The 23409-nt window shown below is 60.6% G+C and carries 20 protein-coding genes and 1 tRNA gene; 9 read left to right on the forward strand and 12 right to left on the reverse strand.

The genetic code is table 11. The features are described from left to right. The first annotated feature begins 293 nt into the window (after positions 1 to 293). Positions 294 to 1304: a 6-bladed beta-propeller gene (locus tag ACZ48V_RS11845; RefSeq protein WP_464539402.1), complete on the forward strand. Its 1011-nt coding sequence runs from the start codon at positions 294 to 296 to the stop codon at positions 1302 to 1304. 164 nt (positions 1305 to 1468) lie between these two features. Here the strand turns inward: ACZ48V_RS11845 and ACZ48V_RS11850 are convergent, their stop codons facing one another. After that, a complete protein-coding gene (locus ACZ48V_RS11850; protein WP_464539404.1) occupies positions 1469 to 4192 on the reverse strand; it encodes a bifunctional acetate--CoA ligase family protein/GNAT family N-acetyltransferase in 2724 nt (907 codons plus the stop codon). A gap of 165 nt (positions 4193 to 4357) precedes the next feature. Further along, complete coding sequence (locus ACZ48V_RS11855; RefSeq protein ID WP_464539406.1) at positions 4358 to 5092, reverse strand: ABC transporter ATP-binding protein; 735 nt, start codon at positions 5090 to 5092, stop codon at positions 4358 to 4360. Positions 5093 to 5196: 104 nt separating this feature from the next. Here ACZ48V_RS11855 and ACZ48V_RS11860 point away from each other — a divergent pair, with 104 nt between their 5' ends. Further along, entirely contained in the window at positions 5197 to 5934 is a 738-nt protein-coding gene (locus tag ACZ48V_RS11860) for an arylesterase (protein ID WP_464539408.1), read from the forward strand. A 141-nt stretch (positions 5935 to 6075) separates the two neighbouring features. Here ACZ48V_RS11860 and ACZ48V_RS11865 read toward each other — a convergent pair whose 3' ends face one another. Then, the gene (locus ACZ48V_RS11865) at positions 6076 to 6873 is read right to left on the reverse strand and encodes a hypothetical protein (RefSeq protein WP_464539409.1); all 798 of its coding nucleotides are present in this window, start codon (positions 6871 to 6873) and stop codon (positions 6076 to 6078) included. A 241-nt stretch (positions 6874 to 7114) separates the two neighbouring features. On the opposite strand from ACZ48V_RS11865, the gene miaB reads away from it, so the two are divergent. Beyond that, complete coding sequence (gene miaB / locus ACZ48V_RS11870; RefSeq protein ID WP_464539411.1) at positions 7115 to 8614, forward strand: tRNA (N6-isopentenyl adenosine(37)-C2)-methylthiotransferase MiaB; 1500 nt, start codon at positions 7115 to 7117, stop codon at positions 8612 to 8614. A gap of 68 nt (positions 8615 to 8682) precedes the next feature. Here miaB and ACZ48V_RS11875 read toward each other — a convergent pair whose 3' ends face one another. The 3 genes from ACZ48V_RS11875 to ACZ48V_RS11885 form a co-directional block, all read right to left on the reverse strand. Beyond that, positions 8683 to 9267, reverse strand: coding sequence for an IS630 family transposase (locus ACZ48V_RS11875; protein ID WP_464543125.1), 585 nt, complete (start codon positions 9265 to 9267; stop codon positions 8683 to 8685). Beyond that, positions 9264 to 9734: a helix-turn-helix domain-containing protein gene (locus ACZ48V_RS11880; RefSeq protein WP_464539413.1), complete on the reverse strand. Its 471-nt coding sequence runs from the start codon at positions 9732 to 9734 to the stop codon at positions 9264 to 9266. The genes ACZ48V_RS11875 and ACZ48V_RS11880 overlap by 4 nt, the downstream gene beginning before the upstream one ends. 326 nt (positions 9735 to 10060) lie before the next feature. Beyond that, positions 10061 to 10420: a DUF4870 domain-containing protein gene (locus tag ACZ48V_RS11885; RefSeq protein WP_464539415.1), complete on the reverse strand. Its 360-nt coding sequence runs from the start codon at positions 10418 to 10420 to the stop codon at positions 10061 to 10063. A 290-nt stretch (positions 10421 to 10710) separates the two neighbouring features. Between ACZ48V_RS11885 and ACZ48V_RS11890 the strand changes: the two genes are divergently transcribed. Both ACZ48V_RS11890 and ACZ48V_RS11895 read left to right on the forward strand, forming a co-directional pair. Beyond that, the gene (locus ACZ48V_RS11890) at positions 10711 to 10998 is read left to right on the forward strand and encodes a UPF0175 family protein (RefSeq protein ID WP_353563095.1); all 288 of its coding nucleotides are present in this window, start codon (positions 10711 to 10713) and stop codon (positions 10996 to 10998) included. Then, positions 10995 to 11480 (forward strand): PIN domain-containing protein, encoded by a 486-nt coding sequence (locus ACZ48V_RS11895; RefSeq protein WP_464539417.1) that lies wholly within the window; start codon positions 10995 to 10997, stop codon positions 11478 to 11480. The genes ACZ48V_RS11890 and ACZ48V_RS11895 overlap by 4 nt, the downstream gene beginning before the upstream one ends. Positions 11481 to 11539: 59 nt before the next feature. Here ACZ48V_RS11895 and ACZ48V_RS11900 read toward each other — a convergent pair whose 3' ends face one another. The 3 genes from ACZ48V_RS11900 to ACZ48V_RS11910 form a co-directional block, all read right to left on the reverse strand. Further along, positions 11540 to 12409, reverse strand: a complete 870-nt coding sequence (locus ACZ48V_RS11900; protein ID WP_464539419.1) for an HIT domain-containing protein — start codon at positions 12407 to 12409, stop codon at positions 11540 to 11542. 33 nt (positions 12410 to 12442) lie between these two features. Next, positions 12443 to 13609, reverse strand: coding sequence for a hypothetical protein (locus ACZ48V_RS11905; protein WP_464539421.1), 1167 nt, complete (start codon positions 13607 to 13609; stop codon positions 12443 to 12445). 90 nt (positions 13610 to 13699) lie between these two features. Next, entirely contained in the window at positions 13700 to 14194 is a 495-nt protein-coding gene (locus ACZ48V_RS11910; protein ID WP_464539423.1) for a 6-pyruvoyl trahydropterin synthase family protein, read from the reverse strand. Positions 14195 to 14417: 223 nt separating this feature from the next. Here ACZ48V_RS11910 and ACZ48V_RS11915 point away from each other — a divergent pair. Beyond that, a tRNA-Leu gene (locus tag ACZ48V_RS11915) sits at positions 14418 to 14502 on the forward strand. Between the two features lie 61 nt (positions 14503 to 14563). Here ACZ48V_RS11915 and ACZ48V_RS11920 read toward each other — a convergent pair. Continuing rightward, positions 14564 to 14701 (reverse strand): hypothetical protein, encoded by a 138-nt coding sequence (locus ACZ48V_RS11920; protein WP_464539425.1) that lies wholly within the window; start codon positions 14699 to 14701, stop codon positions 14564 to 14566. An 89-nt stretch (positions 14702 to 14790) separates the two neighbouring features. Beyond that, positions 14791 to 15612 (reverse strand): DUF3047 domain-containing protein, encoded by an 822-nt coding sequence (locus tag ACZ48V_RS11925; protein ID WP_464539426.1) that lies wholly within the window; start codon positions 15610 to 15612, stop codon positions 14791 to 14793. Positions 15613 to 15856: 244 nt separating this feature from the next. Here ACZ48V_RS11925 and ACZ48V_RS11930 point away from each other — a divergent pair, with 244 nt between their 5' ends. The 3 genes from ACZ48V_RS11930 to ACZ48V_RS11940 all read left to right on the forward strand — a co-directional run bounded on the left by ACZ48V_RS11930 (position 15857) and on the right by ACZ48V_RS11940 (position 19657). Continuing rightward, entirely contained in the window at positions 15857 to 16048 is a 192-nt protein-coding gene (locus ACZ48V_RS11930) for a hypothetical protein (protein ID WP_353563101.1), read from the forward strand. Positions 16049 to 16059: 11 nt separating this feature from the next. After that, positions 16060 to 17937 carry a DNA mismatch repair endonuclease MutL gene (gene mutL / locus ACZ48V_RS11935; RefSeq protein WP_464539428.1) on the forward strand — a complete coding sequence of 626 codons (1878 nt, stop codon included), beginning with the start codon at positions 16060 to 16062 and terminating at the stop codon, positions 17935 to 17937. Positions 17938 to 18409: 472 nt separating this feature from the next. Further along, on the forward strand, positions 18410 to 19657 hold the full coding sequence (locus ACZ48V_RS11940) for a carboxypeptidase-like regulatory domain-containing protein (RefSeq protein WP_464539430.1): 1248 nt from the start codon (positions 18410 to 18412) through the stop codon (positions 19655 to 19657). A 343-nt stretch (positions 19658 to 20000) separates the two neighbouring features. On the opposite strand, the gene ACZ48V_RS11945 is transcribed toward ACZ48V_RS11940, so the two are convergent. After that, the gene (locus tag ACZ48V_RS11945) at positions 20001 to 23267 is read right to left on the reverse strand and encodes a TonB-dependent receptor (protein WP_464539432.1); all 3267 of its coding nucleotides are present in this window, start codon (positions 23265 to 23267) and stop codon (positions 20001 to 20003) included. Between the last annotated feature and the right edge of the window lie 142 nt (positions 23268 to 23409).

Below are 23409 nucleotides of genomic sequence, written 5' to 3' on the forward strand. Positions count from 1 at the left end.
CCTTGCAAAAATCTAAGCCAAAATTGTTCAGCCGCGAGCTAACATGAGCCAAAATATTTGGTTTAGTTTTAAGCTTAGTATTACTTACCACGGCACTCAGTGTAGGTGCGCCAGAGGCGGAATCGCCTATGATTTCTACAAGTTGTGCTGCGTCAGTAGCCTTAACTGATGCATCAGTTGCTTCTTTCGATTGTCCACCAGCTTTTGATTGGTGTGCGGCGGCGGACCTTGGAGATAGGGTTAGGATTTGGTTAGGTGAGCCTGTTACTATCACTCCCTAACCTCCTTAAACCGTGAAAAAAGCACTGCATTTACTTATCGCCAGCCTACTCCTCCTCGGTTGTACATCCGAGGAGCAGGCTGGCGGTTCGTACACGTTCGACTCTGCCGGGCTCACTCCTCTTGCCAATCTTCATCTTCCTGTCGATTATCTTTACGGTTCGTTCGATGCAAACGACCGGTTCTTAGTATGGGGAGAACTGTATGAGAATGAAGTGTTTATCTACGATCTGAAGGAGAAGTCACTGGTTCATCAGATAGCTATACCACGTGGGCAAGGGCCTGGAGAAATGGAGCGGCTCTTCAACTTAACCATTGATCCGGATAACAACGTGTTCTTATTGGGGGCTAATCAGCCTCGCGTGCTTCATTTTAACGCATCTAAACCCGAAGAGATTAAAGACATTAGACTTCCCAAAATACCTGCACGTCTGACAGCTGCGGAGAACGAGTTGCTGGCGTTCAACATGCACGACCCTGACATTTTACTCCTGCGCTTTGCAACAGATGGAAGTGCGTACTCTGTCCCCGCACGCGATACCATCGATATGCAACGTGACTTTCAAAATGTGATGCTCGCGGCTGGGGATATTGCCTACCACGGCGAATACATGATATTCAGTACGCAATATCTCCCGCTTCACTTCATTCACAACCTTAAAGAAGATACGTTCGTCGGGCGTATTGCTTATGAAGATGTTACTGATGTACGCGATCACAATACGGTTACGGGACAAGATGGAGCAGTATTATCATTGCCCCCCGACAGCGTAGACGTGCTATTTCATAGTGCAACTGGTGTCCCCGGTCAGTCAACACGCCTGTATAAGATCCTCGAAGGACGGGGAGATCGGCATGGTATATACCGTCGCGATCGGCTTTATGTCTATGACTGGGAGGACAATGACTTCGTGGGCAGGTTGGACCTGCCAGTTTCTGCAACTGAAGTTGCGAGCAATTCGACTGCGGCGTTTATCTACAGCGACGAGGACTTCAGTGTGTACCGGTATGTGCCAGAGGAGTGAAAGGGGCAGCAAAACAAAGTCAACAGATTTCTCCTCATCCAACAGATAAACAGACGTAACAACCCAGCAAACCACATCCCTGTTAGCCACCCCCAAACACGTACGTAGGGACACGGCACGCGCCGTGTCCCTACGAGGCGGAATCCCAAACCGTAAGCGATCTGCTACTCCAACTCCAGCACCGCCTTCACCATCTCATCGGCGTGGTCATCGGGATAGATGATCTCGAAGCCGATCTTCTCACAGACGCGCTGCATGGCGCGGTTCTGTTTCAAGATATCGGCGGTGATGCGGTCCAAACCTTCATCCTGACCAATCTCAACCAGGCGGCGGAGCAGCTCCGTGCCAATGCCTTCACGCTGCACGGTATCGATGACAAGCATCGCAAACTCGGCTTCGTTGTGGCCTGGGCGTTGCGTGAGGCGCCCCACACCTACCACAGCAGGCTCGTCCTCGTCGGGGTCGGGGCGCTCCACGACCAGCGCCATCTCGCGGTCGTAGTCGATGAAGCAGATCCGCGAAAGCCGCTCGTGGGCTACCCGCTGGTCGAGCTTCATAAGGCTGGCGTAGCGCAGGTAGACGCTCCGCTCCGAAAGCGCCTTGTGGAAGTCGACCAGCTTCGGTTCGTCTTCCGGGCGGATCGGGCGAATCTGCACGTCGCGCCCGCTCTTGGTCGACCAGGTGCTTTCGTACTGGTGCGGGTACGGACGAATAGCGGGCTGTGGCAGTTCGTCGTCGGATGTGCCGGTGGGATGCAGCACCACGCGCGCATCCAGTGCCACCAGACGGTCGCCATCGGCCAGCAGCGGGTTGATGTCGATCTCCTTGATGCGAGGCTGCTCTACAACGAGCTGGCTGAAGCGGACCATAAGCGCCGCCAGCCCCTCCATGTCAACGGATTCGCGGCCGCGCACGCCCTGAAGGGCTTCGTAGATGCGCGTCTGCTCCATCATGCGGCGAGCGAGCGTCGTGTTGAGCGGAGGCAGTCCGAGCGCGCGATCCTCGAATACTTCAACGAGCGAGCCGCCGGTGCCAAAGAGCAACACCGGGCCGAGCTGGGCGTCGACGCTGCTGCCGATAATCAGTTCGTAGCCGTCGGTATCTACCATCTCCTGCACGGTGACACCGTCAAATCCGTCGGCGGGCACGCCATTCTTGATCTGCTGGAAGGCATTGCGCACCGCCTCTGCCGAATGCAGGTTCAGCTTCACGCCGCCTACGTCGGTCTTGTGGGTGATGGTGGTGGAGTGTAGCTTCACTACAACCGGATAGCCAATCGATGCAGCTGCCTCAACGGCGCTGGCTTCGTCTTCGGCGATACGGGTGTCGACGGAGGGAATATTGTAGGCCTCCAACAGCTTCTTGGAGTCATACTCCGTCATGATGGTACCGCTGCTCTGGTGGGCCTTTTCGACCAGGCTGGCAGCGGCTTCCCGGTTGGGGCCGTCGGCGCCGTCGGCGGGCAGGCGGGGCGTTTCGTAGAGGGCGCGCAGGTTGTAGCTGTAGCGCCACATGTTGTTGAAGACCCGCGCAGCCGTGTCAGGATAGGCAAAGGTGGGCAGGCCGGCCTGGTTCAGAATATTGACGCCACGCCGCACCGCATCGCCGCCCATCCAGCTGGCCAGGATCGGTTTCTTGTTGCCCCGAGCGTACGGACGCAGCAACTCGGCGGTCTTGCTGGGCTCGGTCATGGCCTGCGGCGTAAGCACCACCAGGAGACCGTCGCTGTTCTCGTCGTCGGCAGCGATTTCAAGGACGTCGGCATAGCGCTGCGGACTCGCATCGCCCAGGATGTCGATAGGGTTGCTTCCGCTCCAGGCTGCAGGCAGGCGCTCGTTCAGTGCGTCGGTGGTATCCTCGGAGAGCTCGGTAAGCTGCCCGCCGCCGTTGATGAGCGCGTCGGTCGCCAGCACGCCCGGCCCGCCCGCATTGGTCACAATGCTAAGGTTGGGCCCGTCCGGACGCGGCTGCTTGGCGAGCACCTCGGCCATGTAGAACAGGTCGTTGATGTCGTCGACACGCAAGACGCCGGTGCGGCGAAAGGCGGCGTCGAGCACGGCGTCGCTCCCGGCGAGGGTGCCGGTATGCGAGGCAGCCGCCTCGGCGGCAGCACCAGTGCGCCCCGCCTTGATGACGATGATCGGCTTGCTCTGCGCCACGTCGCGCGCTGCCGAGATGAACGACCGCGCATTGCCGATCGACTCCATGTAGAGCACAATGCTCTCCGTAGCCGAGTCGTCGCCCAGGTAGTAGATAATGTCGCCCCAGTCCACATCGAGCATCGAGCCGATAGAGACAAACGCGCTAAAGCCAACGTTCTCGCTGAAGCTCCAGTCCAGAATCGACGTTAAGAGCGCGCCGCTCTGGCTCACAAAAGCTACGTTGCCTTCGTTAGCCATGGCCCCGGCAAAGGTGGAGTTGAGTCCGGTCTTGGGACGCATGATGCCCAGGCAGTTGGGCCCGACGATGCGCATGTTGTAGTTGGCGACGTGCGACGCGATCTCCTGCTCCAGCGCAGCGCCTTCATCGCTCACCTCGCGGAATCCAGCCGAGATGATAATGACACCGGGCACGCCGGCCTCGCCGCATTCCTTCACGATGCTCGGCACCGTGTGCGCAGGCGTGGCGATGACCGCCAGGTCGACGGCTTCGGGCACGTCGTCGATGCTGTCGTAGGCCCGGATGCCCAGCACGCTGTCGCGCTTGGGGTTAATCGGGAAGACGGTGCCGCCAAACGGATTGCTGATCAGGTTCCAGAGGAGCGTACGGCCTACGCTGCCTGCCTTCTCGCTCGCGCCGATCACGGCCACATTGGTTGGCGAGAAGATCGCATCAAGCGGCTGGCTGCGCGACGCAAGAAGGTTGTACGACGGATCAGAAGTTGGCATAGAAAACCGAAGGAAAGACAAGAGGATGCAGAGCAGTCAGCCACCCCAATGCACAGTAAGGCGGATGCGTTCATGCGTCTCTACCAGAGAGGGGATCGACTTGTTTGCAAAGGGTTCTTGAGATCGCGGGCGCGGCGCATGCGAGAGAGGCGCGCTACAACAATGTTACGCAGGGCTGATCTCTTTCTTGCTCCCCTTCTTGGCTCCCCCCACCGGCACGCCGTCTGCATCCACCACCTTCCCGCGGCGCAGCCGGAGCTGGCGCTGCGTACGGTCCGCAAGCTCCAGGTCGTGGGTGACGAGCACGAGCGTGGTGCCCGAGGTGGCATTCAGATCGAAGAGCAGATCCTCAATGGTGGCGGCGGTCTCCTCGTCCAGGTTGCCCGTCGGCTCATCCGCAAACAGGATGCTGGGTGTGTTGATGAACGCCCGCGCCAGCGCCACCCGCTGCTGCTCGCCCCCCGAAAGCTGCGACGGGTAGTGGTCGAGGCGATCGCCCAGCCCCACCCGGTCGAGCAGTTCGCGCGCCTGCGAACGCGCGCCCGTAGCACCGCGTAGCTCCGCAGGCACCATCACGTTCTCGATCGCCGTCAGCGTAGGCAAGAGCCGAAACGTCTGAAAAACAAACCCTACATGCTGATTCCGCACCGCCGCCCGTTCGTCCTCGTCGAGCGGGCCCAGGTCGGTTTCGCAGAGCTCCACCGTGCCCTCAGTCGGACGGTCGAGCCCGGCGCACAGTCCCAGCAGGGTCGTCTTGCCGCTTCCCGACGGCCCTACAATAGCGCACGAGGTCCCCGCCTCGATCTCGAACGACACATCGTCGAGCACCGTCAGCGTCTTGGATCCACTCTCAAACGTCTGGGTCACGTTCGCAACGCGAAGTACCGGGTCGCTGGGCATAGGCACGAAACTTCCACAGTTAAAGGCAGGTGCATACGGGGCGCCGTTTCTCACAGATAAACCTCCGCATTATGAAATCGTGGCGTCTATACCTTCTCGTCGGTTTGAGTGTTCTATGGCTTGTGGGATGCGGACCGGATCGTTCCAATCAGACCGACGCCTCTAACGAGCCGGCAGATACCGTGATCGCAGATACAGCCTCCCGTGCGCAAGATCGCACCGATACCGACGTGCAGACGCGCGAGGTCGAAAACGCGGCTCTGCACGTGCTCGTGGTCGGCAACAGCATCGCTGCCGGATATGGACTCGACTCCGAGCAGGCGTTTCCCGCTCATCTGCAAGCTAAAGCCGACCGTGCCGGGTACGACGTGCACGTCACCAATGCCGGACTCAGCGGCGAGACCACCGCAGGAGGGCTCCGGCGGCTGCCGTGGCTTCTGCGCACGCCCGTCGACATTGTAGTGCTGGAACTGGGCGGCAACGACGGACTCCGGGGCATCGACCCAAGCACCACGCAGCAGAACCTGAGCGCGATGGTCGACACGACGCTTGCGCGCTATCCGGAGGCGAAGGTGCTCCTGGCCGGGATGCAGGTGCCGCCGAACCTGGGACAGGAGTACACCGATCAGTTCCGCCAGGTTTTTCCTGCGGTAGCGGAGGCGCGCAACGCGGTTACGCTCATTCCGTTTGTGCTGGAGGGCGTAGCGGGCGAGCCCCACCTCAACCAGTCCGATGGCATTCACCCCACCGCCGAGGGACAGGAGATCGTGGCCGAGAACGTGTGGGAGTACCTGCAGCCCATGCTGGAACGACGCCTGGAGGCCGAGCCGGCGACATCGTGACAGACGGGCATGCAGGCGACGGGTGTGCGTCGATGAGGCCAAGCTATCGTGTAGAACCGAACCGTACGGAGGCCCAAGACGAACGGTTGGTGGGGCATGTTACTGCGCATCCCTCCGAACACTGCTCGTTTGAACTATGCTCTATCGCGTGGCCGTGGTTGCGGCGGGTTCGTCGGGCCACGACCAGGCGAACTGCAGGCGCGTGGCGCCGCTGGGAGTGACGCGGAGCTTCAGCTGGTTGATGTCGGAGAGGATGTCGTGGTCGTCGACCATGCGGTCGAAGACCAGGATGATGCGACGATAGAGCACACGATCGCCACTGGGCAGCAGCACGTCGCGGATGGGCAGGTTGCGTACCTCGCGGGGCCGGTAGTCTTCGCGCATGCCGTTCTGGGCACGCAGCTGTGCGTTGGCGCGAAGCAGCGAGGGCGGCGTTTGGCGGGGGCCGGTAAACCAGTAGAGGTCGATCTGTACCGTTTCATTGTGGGCATCGCGCTCGGCCTCAATGCGCTCGCGGGCGGCGTCTTGCGTGAGCGTCGACACGCCCTCGCGTGCATCCAGTGCGGCCAGCGAAAGCTCCTTGCTCCAGAGCGTAGCGTAGGTGAGCGGACGCGCCGGGCGCCGTCCGGCCGAGAGCAGGTCGAACGTGCTCGACCATGACTGATGCATGCGCTGGTAGCTCTGCTCCATCTCGAAGACGAGCTTGTCGTCGCGCTCTACGATCGTGAGGATGCGCACCGAGTCGGGGTGCGCCTCAACCTGGCGGTCGCGCGGCAGGTACTGATCAGCAATCGACTCCGGGTAGAACGTGTGCGAGGAGCTGGTGCTCTGGCACCCGGTCGCCACAAGCACAATGAGAAGTCCCCATAGCATGCCTGCGGCTACGAGACGCCGGGGAGCGGTGCTGGAGAAGAGCCGGGGGCGTGCAGAGGAAGCCATAGCGTTGGGGGACGGAGTTGTGAAAACACGCTGTATTTAATCATTTCTACGCATTACTGCGCATATAGATCAAGACGCCCCTCCGGCATGCTGTGCACGGGTGTGAGGGGCGAGGTGGACGTGCACAACTGAACCGTATCTGGAAGGTAGCGTACAGAAAGATTGCACTGTCAAAAAGAGCCCGTACTGTGCTGTACTGTGCTGTTGCCCACTGCCTGACGTCTATCAACCTCTTTTTCCTATGGAGCCGATTCAAGACATCAACATTCTGGATACCGAGCTGCGCCGCGAGCACGCCCAGGAAAACGACGCCATCGACACCGACGACCTTGACCGTCCGAAGATGGCCGGGCACGAGGTGCAAGGGGCGCGGCAGGTGTATCTGGAAACGTATGGCTGTCAGATGAACGTATCGGACTCGGAGATCGTGGCGTCGGTCCTTAAGAACAACGGCTACGGCCTGACCCACGACGTTGACGAGGCCGACGTGGCGCTCATCAATACCTGTGCCATCCGCGAGAATGCGGAGCAGAAGGTGCGCCGCCGCCTCGACATGCTGCGCGCCAAGAAGCGCAAGCGCGATGCGCCCATGATGATCGGGGTGCTGGGCTGTATGGCCGAGCGCCTGCGGGAGAAGCTGCTGGAGCAGGAAAAGCGTGTCGACCTGGTGGTGGGCCCCGATGCCTACCGCGACCTGCCACGCCTGCTCGCCGAAGCCGACTCGACCGGACAGGCCGCGGTGAATGTGCAGCTCTCCAAAGAAGAGACCTACGCCGACCTCTCGCCCGTCCGCTACGATTCGAATGGCATCTCGGCGTTCGTCTCCATTATGCGCGGCTGCGACAACATGTGCGCCTTCTGCGTGGTGCCCTTCACGCGCGGACGCGAGCGCAGCCGGCCCGTATCCACCATCCTGCGCGAGTGCCAGGAGCTGGTCGACCAGGGCTACAAAGAGGTGACGGTGCTGGGGCAGAACGTAAACTCGTATCACTACACCGACGACGACGGCACCGACGTGTCGTTTGCAGAGCTGCTCGACCGCGTCAGTCAGGTCTCGCCCGAGCTGCGGGTGCGCTACTCCACGAGTCACCCAAAGGACTGCTCCGATGAGCTGCTGCAGGTGCACGCCAAGCGGCACAACGTGTGCAACTACATCCACCTGCCGGTGCAGCACGGCAACACCGAGGTGCTCGACCGCATGCGCCGCACCTACAGCCGCGAGCAGTACCTGGAGCTGGTGGAGCGCGCCAAGGCGCTGTGTCCGGGCATCTCGCTCTCGACCGACATCATTGCCGGATTCTGCGGCGAGACGGAGGCGCAGCACCAGGACACGCTCTCCCTCATGCGCGAGGTGGAATACGACCACGCCTACATGTTCAAGTACAGCGAGCGTCCGGATACGTACGCGGCCCGCAAGCTCGACGACGACGTACCCGAAGACGTAAAGCAGCGCCGCCTGGAGGAGATCATCACGCTGCAGCGCAGCATCTCGGAGGTACGCAACGCCAACGAGATCGGGCGCACACATACCGTGCTCGTGGAGGGCCCCAGCAAGAAGAGCGACGCCCAGCTCTGCGGGCGCACCGACACGAACAAGATGGTGGTGTTCGACCGCGAGGACTACGAGAAGGGCGACTACGTCAACGTGCGCATCGTCGACGCCACGTCGGCCACGCTCATCGGCGAAGCGCTGGGCCGCACCACGCTGCAGGAAGAAGCCGAGCGGCTTGTGGTGGGGTAAGGTTGCACAAGAGAGGCTTTGCCTGGCGCCCCGACAGCCGCTGTGCCCTCCCACCTAATACCAAGTGCCTATGATAATGCTACACGTGTGGCCTCCAGCAGATAGTCGTATCCGGTCAATGAAGCGACCGCTTCATCGGTGTATCGAGACAGAACCGTTCGGGTCTGTTGGCGCAAATCGGCCAGGTACTTGTAGAATGTCCCCCCGATAGCATCCTTCAGGTCCTGCCACAACCGTTCTACCGGATTGAGTTCGGGGCTATAGGGCGGCAAAAACACGAGGGTGACATTCTCTGGGACCGCGAGCTTATTGGCTTTGTGGAACCGGCCGTTATCTAAAATCATCACGTTGTGGCTGCAGGGGAACCGCCGGGCAAACCGGTTTAAAAAGTCCTGGAAGCACTCGCTATTGAGGCGTTCATGCTCAGTGAAAAACCGCTGCCCGGCCAGTGGCTCAACGGCGCCGTACACGTAGAAATACTCGTAGGCGGGTTGAGCCGTCTGGATCGGCTTTACGCCCGGCAAGGTAATTTTATGACGCAAAATAGGCATCCGCCCGATCCGGCACTCGTCCTGGCAAAACAGGCGCAGGGGACGGCGCGCCTGTTCCTCAAGACCGGAAAGACAGGTGGGAAGCTCCTCCTGAAGCGTTATTTGGTCCTGCTGTTTTTTTTAGGGTGGCTCGGGCGCGGGGTCTTCGGCTTCGCTCCGAGGTCGTACCGCACGATGCCGTGGACCGTCGAGTAGCACAGTTCCACGCCATGCTCTTCGGCGAGCCATTGTTGAATCTCTTTGTAGCTCGTAAAGCCACCAGGCGCGGCTAACCGCTCTTTCAGCGCCTCCATCGCCTTGTCCGGAATCGACTTCTGGCCCGGATCCGGGCCGGGCTCGCCGACCTCTTGGATCTTCTCAAGGCCGCCTTCTTCATAGAGCGCAAGCCAATCCGCCACCGTGTGGCGATGCACGCCTAACTGGCGGGCTACCGCGCTTCGATTGGTGGCCTCCCCGCTTCGCAGCAAAAGAAGCATGTGGAAACGACGCTGGATCTGAGCGTCTTTCTCTTTACGGACCAATTGGTCCAGTTCCTCGACCGACTCGGAAATCTCAGGAAGGTTGTACATCAAACGGAAAGGATCCTATTCTTGTCCAGGCAGAATGCCTCTTAAAAACCAGTCAATTTGTATAGTGATTCAAAGTATCTGGTATAAGAAGAGGTCCGCTCACAAGAGCAGCGCTCCCAGCAAGGACTCCCCCGTCCTGGACCGCCTCGCCCTTCGGAAGCTCTCCCCCTCAGAGGAGATCAACCGTGCGTCTGTAAACCGATCTCTGCAGGAGAAATCCCTGTGGGTGAACCTCTCTGCTTGCACTGAAGCTGTCCTCTCTACAGGTACGGCGAAGCCCCCGCGTGCCCGGATCGGGTAGCCCGCGGAGCGTTTTCATACGCTGCCTAATCGAACAACCGGATGGTCAGCGGATAGGTGTACCAGACCTCGTTGGAGGCCCGCACGGCAGCCACGACCGTCAGTATAATGTCGATCGCCAGCACGACAGGGAGCAAGACGAAGCCGATCAATAAAAAGAGGAGCAGCGCCGATATAATCGTGTAGACCGTCATGTTAATCTGGAAGTTGAGGGCTTCCGACGCATGATGCCGCACGTATGCCGACTCGTCTTTTTTGATCAGGTAGATCGCCAGCGGCCCCAGAATATTTCCGAATGGAAAGACGAACCCGGCAAAGGAGAGCAGGTGACAGACGACAGCCAGCCGGCCCTCATCATTGGAGATCGGAGACGGGCGGGCATCCATAGCATCTGGGGGCAGTCAGGTAAATATCAAAACGAGCGGCACGAGCGCTGCGCCGCACAATCTATGCATCGCGAGGCAAAACGTCTACCGCGCGACGGCCCCGTCTGCATACGTTCACGTAGAGCCCGTGTAATCTGCCTGTCCTGGAATCACGCTCCGCACGCCTGAACACGCTGCCGGATAATAGACGAGGCACATTTCGTCTTCTATCATCGTTATACAAACGAGGCCTGTGGGTTTTAGGAAAGTCCACCGAAAAAGCCCTGTCCATTTTGTTTCGGTTGATTGCCATGAAAGACACCGTTCAAGTAGAGTTAAACGTACCGCACGATCTGCTGAGCGCCCTTGAGGTGTCCGAGGATGAACTTGGTCCCCAGCTCAAAAAACTGATTGCGTTGGAGCTCTTTCGTGAGGAGCGGATCTCTTCAGGGAAAGCCGCAGAGGTATTGGGGCTGTCAAAAGCCGAGTTCATCGATCTTCTGGATCAACACGGAATCGCCTATTTCACCGAGAGCCCCAATGAGTTGAGAGCGCAGGTAAAGACCATTCGGAAAAAGATAGATGCCTCTTCGAAATGACGGTTGTCAGCAATGCGGGACCACTGATCGCACTGGCACGAATCCGAGAGACCGAGTGGCTTCCCCGTCTCTACGGTGATATTTTAGTTCCTGAAGCCGTGCACCGGGAGATCATTAAGCCCGATAAGAAGCGAGCAGGAGTAGACACCTTTGTGAATGCATCGTGGCTCCGTGTTGAACCCGTATCGGAGCAGGCAGCGGTTCGTCAGCTTCGCAGCACCTTAGATGCCGGGGAAAGTGAAGCAATCGTATTGGCGCTTGAGCGTGAAGCCGACATTCTACTCATGGATGAAGCGCTCGGTCGTCGGGTCGCGGATGCTCGGGGCGTTGCCCTCTCGGGAATGCTCGGTGTACTGCTTCTCGCAAAAGAGGAAGGGTTGATTGATGACTTAACCGCTGTTCTCGACCGGCTCATTAGCACGGGTTTCCGGATCGGCGATGCGCTGTACGAATTTGTGCTGGAGCAGGCGGGCGAAGCATAATTTCTATACGAGGGGGAGCAGGGCGAAATCTACCAAAAGAAAGATGAGCACGCAAGCGCCTACGTAACGTCCGTATAATCTGCCCGCCCCGGAATCACCCCCCGCACGCCGCCGGTGGGATTCGCGCCATCGCCTTCGTAGCGGGGGATGATGTGAATGTGGGCGTGGGGCACGGTCTGCCCGGCTGCTGCACCGGTGTTGATCCCCACGTTGAATCCGTCTGGCTGGTGGCGCCCAGTCATCAGTTCCTGTACGCGCTGCACAAGCATCCAGCAGGCAGTTTGTTCGGCGGGATGTAGATCGAAATACGACTCTACGTGACGTTTCGGCAGAATCAGGGCGTGTCCGTCGGATACGGGATATTTGTCGTAGATGGCGTAGGCCTGGGCGGATTCGGTGATCAGTTCGCGCTCTGGATCAGGATCGCAGAACGGGCAGTCCCCGGTTGTATCCCGCTGGTTGTAGTGCCGATAGCCGTAGATCTCGCAGAACTCGGTGCGCAGTACGCTTTCATAAGGAAGAACGACGTTGCACTGATACGTGGGTTTGCGATGCACATAGTGCGTGCGAAATCCTGGACGCTTCACATCGCGGCGCACGGTGAAATAGGCGCTTCCAGACGGTTTCAGCAGTTCAGACACCTCCATGAGCACGCGGGCCTGGGCACGACGCATCAGCACATTCAGCACGTAGTGACACAGAATCGTGTCGAAGCGTCCTTCTGGTTTCTCCGGTGCGTAGTGCGGATCGTAGCCGGTTACGTCATATCCTTTCTGCGTCAGAAAATCGACATCGGCGCCAAATCCGCATCCAAAGTCGAGCACGCGCCCCTCAATCCGGTTCATGGAGAGCAGGCGGCGAGTGGGATATGAAGATCGGTCGCGTTCCTTTGCCGTGAGATGAACGTTGGGGTTTGACGGATTCGGCATAACAAGATGGGGGCTTTACTCCGGTACGGTCTGCTAAAAACGAGCCCAGTTGCGAGCCTGAGCAACCTGCGTGATAAACCGGGTTGTGGCATGCGTTACCGACGCAGGAAATGAGTCGCCGTGAAGGTCCGCTTCTGAGAATCGGGGCGCTACGTCGTTGCGAAGTGCAGTTGCCAGAGCGGACTGCTGCGTGTAGTGCGCGTAGGCATCAGTAAGGTGTGGGCGTGCTGTCTGGAGGCGGTCCGGTGTTGGAAGGCGATCCTGTTTTTTATTGCTGTTGAACGCCGGATCGGTAGGAACCAGATTCCACAGCTCATTAATCGGGTAGACCGCGAGGGGAACGAGGTGGTCGACCGCATAATCGCTACCGGTCCGAAGTTTCTTTTCGGACCATGGGCAGGTAAAGACATGACCTTCCATCATTAACACGTTGATGTGATTGCGCTCCCAGGTGAGCGCGACCCGGCTATCCGGGCGGGCCGTGAGAAGGGTATAGATGGTACCACGGTCTCCCCCAGCATCCGGCTGGTCGACGGTTTCTGTGAACAGGCACCATTCGTGGATACAGAGCGCCTCAATCCACAACGAGAGCCGACGAAACGTGTCCCACAGGTCAGCAGAAACAACAAGGCATTTGGCATCAGGGGAAGTGTTTGGCAGTACGCGCATCCGCCCTTTTAGCTGGCGGAAGCGCACCGGTCTGTCAAAAACAGTCCATTCTTCGGGGCCAGCATACCGGATCGGCATGGGAAGGGCACGCCGTGCGATTTTGCGCCGGGTTTTCCGGTACTGCGCCTGAATAGACGCGGAGAGCGCGGCACGTTTGCGGGCTACGCGCATGTCATCCAAAAGCAGGAATCCATCGGCGGGCTGGGCACCGCCGTGCGCATCCACCCAGCGCTGATAGAGCACGCTGAGTTCGGGCCGAAAGGTGATGTCGTTTGTTAACGTGCCGCCACGCATATAGCGGCTGCCCTGCCAGATGGGACGTTCCGCATCAACGAAGGGCCAGTAATAGGCAATCCACCGCTCGGCAAGAGCGGAGAGCGGAAGCGCAACGTCGTGCCCGTCTGCATTCAACGTAGGATAGTTGAGCACCACATCATTGATGCTCCGCAGCAGGGCAATTTTGTAGCTGGTGCGCTTATCGTCGTGCCGAAGAATGGTGCTAATGACGCGCCCGGCAGATTCTCTTTGCATGATTGCGTGAGGGGCTTTGCATGAGGTGAGAAGTCAAAGCCAATGTACAACCGCACGCCTCCAGATGTCAAGAGAGACGTGCACAAATCCTCACCCTGCCACCGCCTCTGCCTCCACGAGCGAGGCCTCCAGATCTGGCGCCGGCGTATCGGCGTAGTCGGCGACGGTGGCGCGGGTGGTGGCGTAGCAGGTCTCCGTCTCCTGCACGCGCACCTGCACATCCGTCACGCCGTGCGCTTGCAGCATGGCAAAGCCGTGTGTGCACAGATAGCGCGCCACGTAGTCGGCCAGCGCCTCGGTGGTGCTTCGCCCATCCAAAACGTAGTACTTTACCCCGAGCGTGGCCAGGGCTTTGCGCAGCGCGGTGTCGTCCCGATTCACGTACGTGCAGTGGTCCCACGCGTCGATCAGGGGCGACACGACGCGCTTCACCTCCTGAAAATCGATCAGCATCTGCGACGGACCTGGCGTGCCGTCGAGTTCGATCCAGCAGGTGTACGAGTGGCCGTGCAGGTTGCGGCACAGGCTCGGATGATCGGCAAGGCGGTGGGCAGCCTCCCACCGAAAACGTTTGGCAACAGTCATGCAAGATCTACGGCAAGCAGAAAGCAACAGCGAGCCGCACGGTTCAGGCCGATATCGGCACCAACCCGCGGGGTAGCGTCCGTACGGATCAGCCGAGCGCGTAGGTTCCACGCACCGCCGCCTTTTGGCCGATTTACGAGACCTTCGCGCAGCACGGTGGAACCTACGTCCCTAATCAGACTATCACGCCCATGTCTGCACCCAACGGCAGACATCCGCACTTGCCCAAGTGGCGGAATTGGTAGACGCGCTGGCTTCAGGAGCCAGTGGCCATTGCGGCCGTGGAGGTTCGAGTCCTCTCTTGGGCACATTTCGTAGACACATGCTGAAACACGCAACGTCGGCGCAGCCCTCGCTGCTTCGGCGTTTCTATGTTTTAAGGGCCTGCTTTGATTTCTTATCTTTGGGATGCGTGGCCTCGGCATCTGGCCCGCCCGCCCCGATGCGTACACCACAGCCCTGCTCTTCTCCGTAGAGGCCACGCAGGCGGACATCCAGGCGGCGCACGGACAAAAAGGATGCGCTTTCGGTCACCGGTTCATGGCTCGTCTCAGCTCCGCCCCGTGCAGCTGCTATGCCGCGATATGCTCGGCATGCTACCGCGAGCGCGACTGCTGGATGTCCGACAGCACGTCTGCCCCGTAGCGCCCGGCAGCGGCTTCTTCGGTCATGAACAGGATGTCGCCGTAGTAGGCGGTGGCCGACTCGCCGGTATCATCCGTATCGGTCATGATGGCTACCCCGTTCACCTCGGGCAGCGCTTCCCCGGCATCGTCGAACGCGCGGCGGTAGTCGTGACCCAGGTGACGCACCTCCTCGATCCACTGCCCGGTCTGTGCCCAGCCGCTCTGCGTGGGCAGCATCATCACCAGGCTGGTGTACGGGTTTACGACCGGCTCACCGACCGGCGCCTGGTTGGCCCAGATGTAGTTGAGAGCGCGGGTGGGCAGGTTGTCGTATCCCAGAAAGTCAGCCCCGCGAAGCCGGACGCGCTGCCCGAGGCTCAGGTTGCTGCGGTCGTAGTCAAACGTGATGTAGATGCGGGCGGGGTAGTCATCGCCCTTCTTCTCGTAGACACTGCCCGATTCGAGCACATTGCTGACCTGCCAGCGCCACACCACCACCGGATGCGTGTTCGGGTTGATGCGGCGCTCCGTAGCCAGCCCCGAGGCCCCGCCGTCGCTCTCTGCCTTTACGACAAGCGTGTCGTCCATACGCTGCACGGTATAGGTCGTTGGCGTATCGACATTGCCAAACGTGATGGGCGTCCACCCCGCCGGAAAGCCGCGCTCGGTGTTACCTGCCGAGAAATTGCCCACGCGAATGACCTCTTCAGAAAGCGCCGCAGTTCCAAACCCGGCCAGGCCGAGCGCGAGTACACAGAAAAGAGCCGCTGCGGGTATTGCGTGTATATCCATCGGAAGAAGCAGTGTGAAGGGGGGATGATGCTCACTGTACCCTACGAGAGCAGCCCGGATATGGATGGGACTCCAGGTATACCTGGCGAGTGTGTTACATTGAGCGGCCTGTGCGGGGTCTTAGGTCTGCCATGTGGCCCGGCGCGTAGCTGGCGTAGGCTCGTCGCGGAACGTCCGTAAACATCGGGCAGTTTTACCGCCATACCACAAGCACATACACGTTCCACCAACGGCATCATCCTTCATGGGCCTCTTTTCCGCCGGCCGAGGGCCGCGCAGCTTTGAGTATGAACCCCGGCGCTACGACCCCTCCGACGACGACGACATCCGCCGCCGGATGCGTACCGGGCGCCGCGACCGCAAGCGCAGTCCTATGGACCTGCTCTACCTGCTCGGGCTGCTCGCCTTCACCCTCTTTGTCTATCTGTCGCTGTAACCGCTCTTCGCATGACCGACGCTTCCGATACGGCTGGGCTCATTCGTCAGCTGCCCGATGTACTCGCAAACAAGATTGCCGCCGGCGAGGTCGTGCAGCGTCCGGCTTCGGTCGTGAAAGAGCTGGTCGAGAACGCGCTCGATGCCGGTGCCGAGCGCATTGTGGTGCGCGTAAAAGAGGCCGGGCGCGCGCTCATTCAGGTGACCGACGACGGCTGTGGCATGAACCGGAACGACGCCCGACGCTGCTTCGACCGCCACGCTACCAGCAAGATTCGTGGTATCGACGACCTGGAGCGCATCCGCACCCTCGGCTTTCGGGGCGAGGCGCTGGCCTCGATCGGGGCGGTGGCGCAGGTCGAGCTTAAGACGCGCCGCGTCGAAGATGACGTTGGCACGCTCGTGCAGGTACACGGCGGGTCGCTGGAGACACACCGCCCATGCGCCACACCCGCCGGCACCACCATCTCCGTCCGCAACCTCTTCTACAACGTGCCGGCGCGGCGCAACTTCCTGAAAACGCCGGGCACCGAGATGAAGCACATCTCCGACACCGTCTACCAGCAGGCACTCGCCCACCCCGGCGTGCACATGGAGCTCTACCACGACGACCGCTCCATCGTGCAGTGCGAGGCTGCCACGGCCAACGACAAGATCGAACGCCTGCGCTTTCGCGTCCGTCAGCTCTGGACCGAGGAGCGCGCCGCCTCGCTCGTGCCCGTCTCCGACGCGTCGAGCTACCTGCACGTGTGGGGACTCGTCGACAACCCGCAGCAGTTCAAGGCCTCGCGCGACGACCAGTTTCTATTCGTCAACGACCGCTACATCCGCGACCGCTACCTGAGCCACGCCGTCCGCAAAGCCTACGGCGATTGGCTGCCCGAGAAGGCGTTTCCGTTCTTTACGCTCTTTCTGGAGCTCGACCCGAAGCGCGTTGATGTAAACGTGCACCCGACCAAGGCGGAGGTCAAGTTTGAAGATGAAAGCGGGGTATACGGCCTGCTACGCAGCAGCATTCGCGGCGCGCTGAAGGAGCAGCTTACCACACCCGAGCTGGATCCAGACGGAGACTCTGCGCCGCGCGATGATTCGTTGGGCAGCGGCTCTTCTTCCGCACGGCCTGCCCCGGTATCCTTCAGCAGAACACGCCCTTCCTCGTCGCGCGATGATTCATCGCCTGCGCCGTCGCGTTCCGCATCCCCCCAGCCCGCCTCTTCATCCCAAAGCACCCCGGCGCGCAACCTGGGCGACCTAACCGACCGTCTGTACCGTCCGGCCGACGCGGCCGAGGCCGGTGAGGCCGGTTCGGAGGGGACGCCCGGGCAGGGGCCGGTGTGGGTCTTGCACGACCGCTACCTGCTGGTGCCAATTGAGGCCGGGCTGATGGTCGTGGATCCGCGTGCGGCACACCGGCGCATCGTGTATGAGCGCTACCTGCATCGCCTGCAGAATGAGTCGGGCGAGTCGCAGCAGCTGCTCTTTGCCGAAACAATCGACCTATCGGCGCAGGAGGCCGACCGCTTTCAGGCGCTGCAGGGGGAGCTTGCCCACCTGGGCTTCGACGCCGCCGCCATGAGCGGACGCACCGTGGCGCTGCGCGGGGTGCCGCCCAAGCTCGACACCGAGGCCGCCGTCGATGCTTTTCGGGCGCTGCTGAACACCAACAACGATGCCCCCGAGTCGGCCACCGAAACGCGCCGCAAAGCCTGGGCCCGCACCCTGGCCAGCCGTCAGGCGCTGCGCGACGTGTCCGGATGGGCCTCCGAAGAACGCCGCGCCTTCCTCAGGGCGCTCTGGGACTGCGAGGTGCCGTACGTCGATCCCGGCGGCACGCCCACGCTCATCCGCCTCTCGCTCGATGAAGTAGGCGCACTCCTCAAGAAGGCATAGGGCAGCATGGCGCACACGGCCCGGTTCAGGGGGCAGGTTCAAGGAGATGCGCACGCACGTACCGGTCCCGATATACCGTGCAGACCCGCTGCGGCTGCTTCCCCGTGCAGGATTGGTCATCGCCCGCGCGCCCGTCTCTCGCCCTACGGATATCTGGCGCGCGAGGCACTCACCCGGACGCCGGTTGTCCGGTCCGGGGGGCGTGCCGGTATAGAGGGGCGCTCACGCATTGTAGGATCAGGTGGGGACCTGAAGCGTGGGCGTCAATTCCCACTGATACTCCTCTGAGAGCTACCTTTCTGCTCTCCGCCGCCTGGTGCCCTGTGTGCCGGGCGGTTTTTTATGTGGGGGTGCAGACCACTGGACTTACGAGACGCTTGACAGCAGTCGGTAATGTCCCTATATTGTGCACACTCAGTGAACCTGGTGAGATCGGGGTAGACAGGGGGTCTACGGCCCGGAGGGGGAAGCGATGACTATCAGGATACGAGCCCGAAACGCCCTGCGTACTGCACTGCGTACTGCACTGCGCACCGCCCTGTGGGGCCTCGCCGCGTGTATTGTCGTATGTATTGTCGTATGCCAGACGGCCATTGCACAGCAGCACGACGCGCCTGTGCCGGTTGTCTTTCAGGGCACGGTGGTACATGCCGAAACAGGTGCCCCCTTGCCTGGTGTGCACATCTTCCTCGCCGGAACGACCACCGGCACCGCTACCGATCGCAGCGGTGCGTTCTCGTTTACCACGCGGGCCCGAGGCGCGCACTGCCTGTATATCAGCATGGTAGGGTTTGAGTCGGAACAGCGCGACCTGGTGCTGCGCGGCGGCGCCCGCCATACGTTACATCTCCAGCTTACCCCGTCTACCGTAGCGCTCGATGCGATCACGGTTGAAGCCGAACGCTCCCGGTCGTGGCGGCGCAGCCTGCAGCGCTTCGAGGAGCTCTTCATCGGCACGTCGGAGTACGCCGATGAGGTTACGCTTCTGAACCCGGAGGTCCTGCGCTTCTCCCGCAGCTGGTGGGGCCCGTTTCAGGCCGATGCGTCTGCGCCGCTCGTCATTGAAAACCGGGCGCTGGGCTATCGCATCCGCTACCACCTCGACGAGTTTGAGTCGCGAGGCAGCATTCTTCGCTGGGACGGCGAGCCGTTCTTTGAGCTACTGACGCCTTCGTCTGAGCAGGAGGCCGAGCGGTGGCGCCAGCAGCGCGAGGAGGCGTTTCGGGGCTCCTTTCGCCATTTTATGCTGGCGCTGCTCTACGACCGCGTGTCGGAGGAGGGGTTTGCGATGCACCGCGTGCGTCTCTCTCACATGAACCGCCCGCCCCGTAGCCAGCCCCAGTTTCGCGCGCGAGCCACGCGGATCGTGGAGCCAACCGAAGACTCCACCTTTGCAGTTCGCTTTCGCGGCCGCCTGATGGTGCGCTACCACGAGGCCCCCGAGTCGCAGGCGTTCGTCGCCTGGCGCGGAGGCACGCCTCGTCGTCCACGGGCGTACCAGCCCTCGCAGGTCGAGCTAAACAGACGGCCCGTCGAAGTAGACCGGTGGGGGAAGTCGCTCGAACCCTACGCTATGACCGTGTACGGCGCTTTTGCCTTTCGTCGCATTGCCGACCTCGTGCCGCTGGGCTACCTGCCCGACGCGTACGGTGCTGACTCGCCTTTCCCCCGCCGCACCGACCTGTACGTGTCAGGCGGGCAACCGGAATCCGGTGAGTAACCGCCCCGAAGCTCTGTGTCGCCTATAACACGACACCTGGCTGCATCTCTCGTGTCATGCCCGTATACCTTCCGCAGCACGCGTCCTGTTTCTCAATCTGTTGTTGGTCTCTCTTATGTAGCCTACCCGCTCGCTCCATCGCTATTTTTTCGTCGTTGCGCTGATTATGCGGCAGGGCTGTGCGTGCCCGCATCCGCCCAGATCTCTACCGATAGATAACGCCCTCAACAAAAAAGCGGACGCCTGCGCAATGCAGACGTCCGCTTCGTGGTTGGGCCCGGAGCGATGCACAAGGCATGCGCTCCGAGACATACAGCCTTGGGGAGCCAGGCTACAGCTCTACTTAGAACGTGTAGCGCACGCCCAGCTGTAGCTGCCAGCGCGAGAGGTCGTCATTTACGTTGAGGACATCTTCGCGCGTGCGGTTGCTGGAGTCGAACGTAACGCGGTACTTGCCCACGTCGCTCGCCTGCACGGTGCGTCCGGCCACTTCGTCTCCGATGTCGTCCTCGGTAATGAAGCCCTGGAAGTTCATCAGGTCGGTGCCCTGAAAGGCCGTGCTGCGCACGCCCCAGTCTGAGTTGATCAGATTCAGGAAGTTAATGACCGTAGCCGAGACCTCGACACGCTGATCGCCGAAGGTTTCAAACTGCTGCGTGAAACGCAGGTCCAGCTGATGATTCCATTCGGTGAAGGCGGTATTCCGATCGAAGATCTGGCCGCGCTGGCTGCTCAGAGCGTCATCGCGATTGATGAAGCTGTTGAGCGCCTGCCAGTTCTGCGACTCCAGGAAGATATCGGTTTCCTGCTCGGGCACGTAGACCAGGTTGCCAAAGCTGTTACCGATGTTCTGAATGTCGCCCGCATACACGTAGCTGAAGGGGCTTCCCGAGCGTCCGTTATAGACAGCCGACAAGACCGTAGTGTAGCGGTCGAAGTCGAACGCGTACGACACATTGGCCAGGACATTGTGGCGATTCACAAAGTCGGAGCGTCCGAGCTCCCGGTTATTGTGGTCGAACGACGCGGTAAACCGGTAATTCGAGATCGCGCGGCTCGACGTAGCGTCGGTGATGTTGAACGCATCACTGAACGTGTACGCAACCTGCCCGCCGAAGCCGGTGCCCTGCAAGGGGCGCTGCAGCGATACCGAGAAGCTGTACTCGTAGCCTTCGTTGGTATTGGTAAGCAAGATCGCGTCCGTGAAGTTGGCGTTCGGACCGTCATCAATGCGGCGATAGATCGGGCGCCCATCAATCGGTGTGGGCACGCTATCGTCTACCTCAAGGTTAATGTTGCGGTAGTCGATGTCGTTGATCGCCGAGGAGTAGAGCCCTTCAACCGTACCAATCAGGCCGAGTGGAAGCTGCTGATCAACGGCAAGGTTGAGGCGCAGCGAACTCGGATACTTGAAGTCCGGGTCGGTAAGGTTGATCTCGGACGTAGCTGCGATAGGCAGCGCAAGATCTTCGGGGAAGTCCGGGTTGCCGGGCTGCACGAAGTTGTCGTCCAGGTTATCGAGGTCGGGCATCCGGATGCCCTGGTCGTCGAACGCCGGATTGGTCGCGCTCTGCGTCTGGCGCACATCGACGCGGGCAAAGTCGACACCCGTGTTTGTGTACTGATTCGAGATCATCACGAAGGGCGGCTGGCCGGCGAACACGCCGATTCCACCACGTACCTGCGTGGTCTGGTCGCCGGTGGCATCCCAGTTGAAGCCCAGACGCGGCTGCCACAGGATGTTGCCCGTAGGCACCTCTGAGGTATTCTGCCCAAAGGCATCCTCAGCCTGCGGATTATCGAACGGCTTATCGTCGAAGATAGGCACGTCGGCTCGCAGTCCGATACGGAAGCGCAGGTCGCTGGTCACGCGCCACTCATCTTGCGCATAGAAGCCCAGCTGCAGCGCGCTTGGGTTCACTTCGGCGCGCGGGTTGCCGGGGATGCGGGAGTAGCTGTACTGGTAGCGCGACGGCAGCCCGAGCGCAAACGCTTCGCGTCCGTCAATGAAGTCGCCCGCTTCGAACGTACGGTTTCCGACCTGGGTGGTCTCGGTAAACTCGATCGGGGCGAACGTATAGGTGCCGAAGAAGTCCTGGATGAACAGGTTCTTCCAGCTATACAGCTGGTTGTTCGTTCCAAACGTTAGTTCGTGGCTGCCCAGATCGATGGTAAAGTCGTTGGTCAGCTCAAACACGTCCTGGTCCAGCTGATTCGCATGACGGAAGCGCTCGGTACCCAGACGAACGGTACGGGTGCGGGCGTTTACGTCGGTCTCGTTTGGATCTTCGAAGATCTGCACATCGACCTGCGGCTGTCCGAAGTTACCGAAGTCGCCTTCATCCCGAATGCGCTGGTAGTTCAGGCGCAGTTCGTTGTACATGTTGGCGCCGATAGACGACTGCAGCTCCAGCGTGGTCGTGTTCTGCGTGTGGCGCTGCTGATAGCCCTGCGAGTCGAGCGAGTAGGTGTTGGTGCTCCGTCCTACCCCCCGGTCACGCGCTGCATCTACATAATTGTTACGCAGCGTGAGCTGGTTGTTTGCGTTGATGTTCCAGTCCAGGCGCGCAAGCAGCTTGATGTTGTCTTCCTGCCCGGTGAACGGATCGAATCCGCCCGGCTGCATGCCGTACTGATTGCTTGCAATCGAGGCGATGTCGGAGACGCGATCGCTCCCAATCGGAAAGATGTTTGCCTGTCCGCTCCCGGCAAGGCCGGTCGTGGTCGGACTGGTTTCTTCTTCGTACTCACCCGAGACAAAGAAGAAGAGCTTATCTTCAATGATGGGGCCGCCAAGGCGTCCTCCAACAAACTGCTCACTGAACTCCGGAAAATCCGTCCCTGCCGGGCCACCGCCTACAAATTGTTCGTTGCGTCCCAGGTAGTAGGCTGAGCCTTCGAAGGTGTTGGAGCCGCTCCGCGTCACCGCGTTGATGCGTCCTCCTACGAAGTTGCCGTAGCGTACGTCGTATGGAGCCACGTCGATGTTAAACTCCTCGATCGCATCGAGGCTAAAGGGTTCGGTTCCAGCCTGGCCACCGGGCGTACCGCCGGTGCCGCCGAGTCCGAACACGTCGTTGAAGGTCGCGCCATCAACGGTGATGCTGGAGAGCCGTGCTTCCCGGCCGGCCAGCCCGAGTCCGCTTCCGGTGGACTGTGGCGAGAGGCGCGAGAAGTCGGAGAGTGAGCGCTGGATAGACGGCGTGCGCTCCACCTCAACGCGCGACACGTTGGTGCGAGCGCCTGTGCGATCAGAGCTAATCGTGCGGTCTCGTTCGCCGATAACTCGCACTTCGTCGAGCTCCTCCGAGGCTTCCTGGAGCGCGAAGTTGAGCGTCTGGGCTTCGCCAAGCTGCAAGTTGATCTCTGTTTCCCGAACCGCCTGGTAGCCGACGAAGCTGGCTGTTACCGTGTACGGGCCACCTACGCGCATGCCGCGCAGCACGTATGTGCCGTCGGACCGGGTCGACGTGCCGTACTCTGTACCGCTGGGCTCGTGTACAGCAATGACGTTAGCGCCAGGCAGCACTTCGCCTGATGCATCTTGCACCTCCCCCCGCAGCGTTGCGGTGGTAAGGCCCTGTGCCATCGCCGCTGTAGGCAACAACACAAGTAAAAGAAAAGTCGTAATCCAATGTCGCATGACGATAAAAGAGGATCTGTGGAAGGTAGCGAGCCGCAAAGCCTTGTGTGGTGCATACACAGACTTGCGGGCGATGAATCCGCTCTTACAATAAGGCGACCCACCCCAC

The sequence above is a fragment of the Longimonas haloalkaliphila genome, assembly GCF_055379825.1.

What these genes read in the sequence shown, in the direction of transcription:
- ACZ48V_RS11850 (WP_464539404.1), bottom strand. Translation starts at nt 4,192, where the DNA reads ATGCCAACTTCTGATCCGTCGTACAACCTTCTTGCGTCGCGCAGCCAG.
- ACZ48V_RS11855 (WP_464539406.1), bottom strand. Translation starts at nt 5,092, where the DNA reads ATGCCCAGCGACCCGGTACTTCGCGTTGCGAACGTGACCCAGACGTTT.
- ACZ48V_RS11865 (WP_464539409.1), bottom strand. Translation starts at nt 6,873, where the DNA reads ATGGCTTCCTCTGCACGCCCCCGGCTCTTCTCCAGCACCGCTCCCCGG.
- miaB (WP_464539411.1), top strand. Translation starts at nt 7,115, where the DNA reads ATGGAGCCGATTCAAGACATCAACATTCTGGATACCGAGCTGCGCCGC.
- ACZ48V_RS11880 (WP_464539413.1), bottom strand. Translation starts at nt 9,734, where the DNA reads ATGTACAACCTTCCTGAGATTTCCGAGTCGGTCGAGGAACTGGACCAA.
- ACZ48V_RS11885 (WP_464539415.1), bottom strand. Translation starts at nt 10,420, where the DNA reads ATGGATGCCCGCCCGTCTCCGATCTCCAATGATGAGGGCCGGCTGGCT.
- ACZ48V_RS11890 (WP_353563095.1), top strand. Translation starts at nt 10,711, where the DNA reads ATGAAAGACACCGTTCAAGTAGAGTTAAACGTACCGCACGATCTGCTG.
- ACZ48V_RS11895 (WP_464539417.1), top strand. Translation starts at nt 10,995, where the DNA reads ATGACGGTTGTCAGCAATGCGGGACCACTGATCGCACTGGCACGAATC.
- ACZ48V_RS11900 (WP_464539419.1), bottom strand. Translation starts at nt 12,409, where the DNA reads ATGCCGAATCCGTCAAACCCCAACGTTCATCTCACGGCAAAGGAACGC.
- ACZ48V_RS11905 (WP_464539421.1), bottom strand. Translation starts at nt 13,609, where the DNA reads ATGCAAAGAGAATCTGCCGGGCGCGTCATTAGCACCATTCTTCGGCAC.
- ACZ48V_RS11910 (WP_464539423.1), bottom strand. Translation starts at nt 14,194, where the DNA reads ATGACTGTTGCCAAACGTTTTCGGTGGGAGGCTGCCCACCGCCTTGCC.
- ACZ48V_RS11925 (WP_464539426.1), bottom strand. Translation starts at nt 15,612, where the DNA reads ATGGATATACACGCAATACCCGCAGCGGCTCTTTTCTGTGTACTCGCG.
- ACZ48V_RS11930 (WP_353563101.1), top strand. Translation starts at nt 15,857, where the DNA reads ATGGGCCTCTTTTCCGCCGGCCGAGGGCCGCGCAGCTTTGAGTATGAA.
- mutL (WP_464539428.1), top strand. Translation starts at nt 16,060, where the DNA reads ATGACCGACGCTTCCGATACGGCTGGGCTCATTCGTCAGCTGCCCGAT.
- ACZ48V_RS11940 (WP_464539430.1), top strand. Translation starts at nt 18,410, where the DNA reads ATGACTATCAGGATACGAGCCCGAAACGCCCTGCGTACTGCACTGCGT.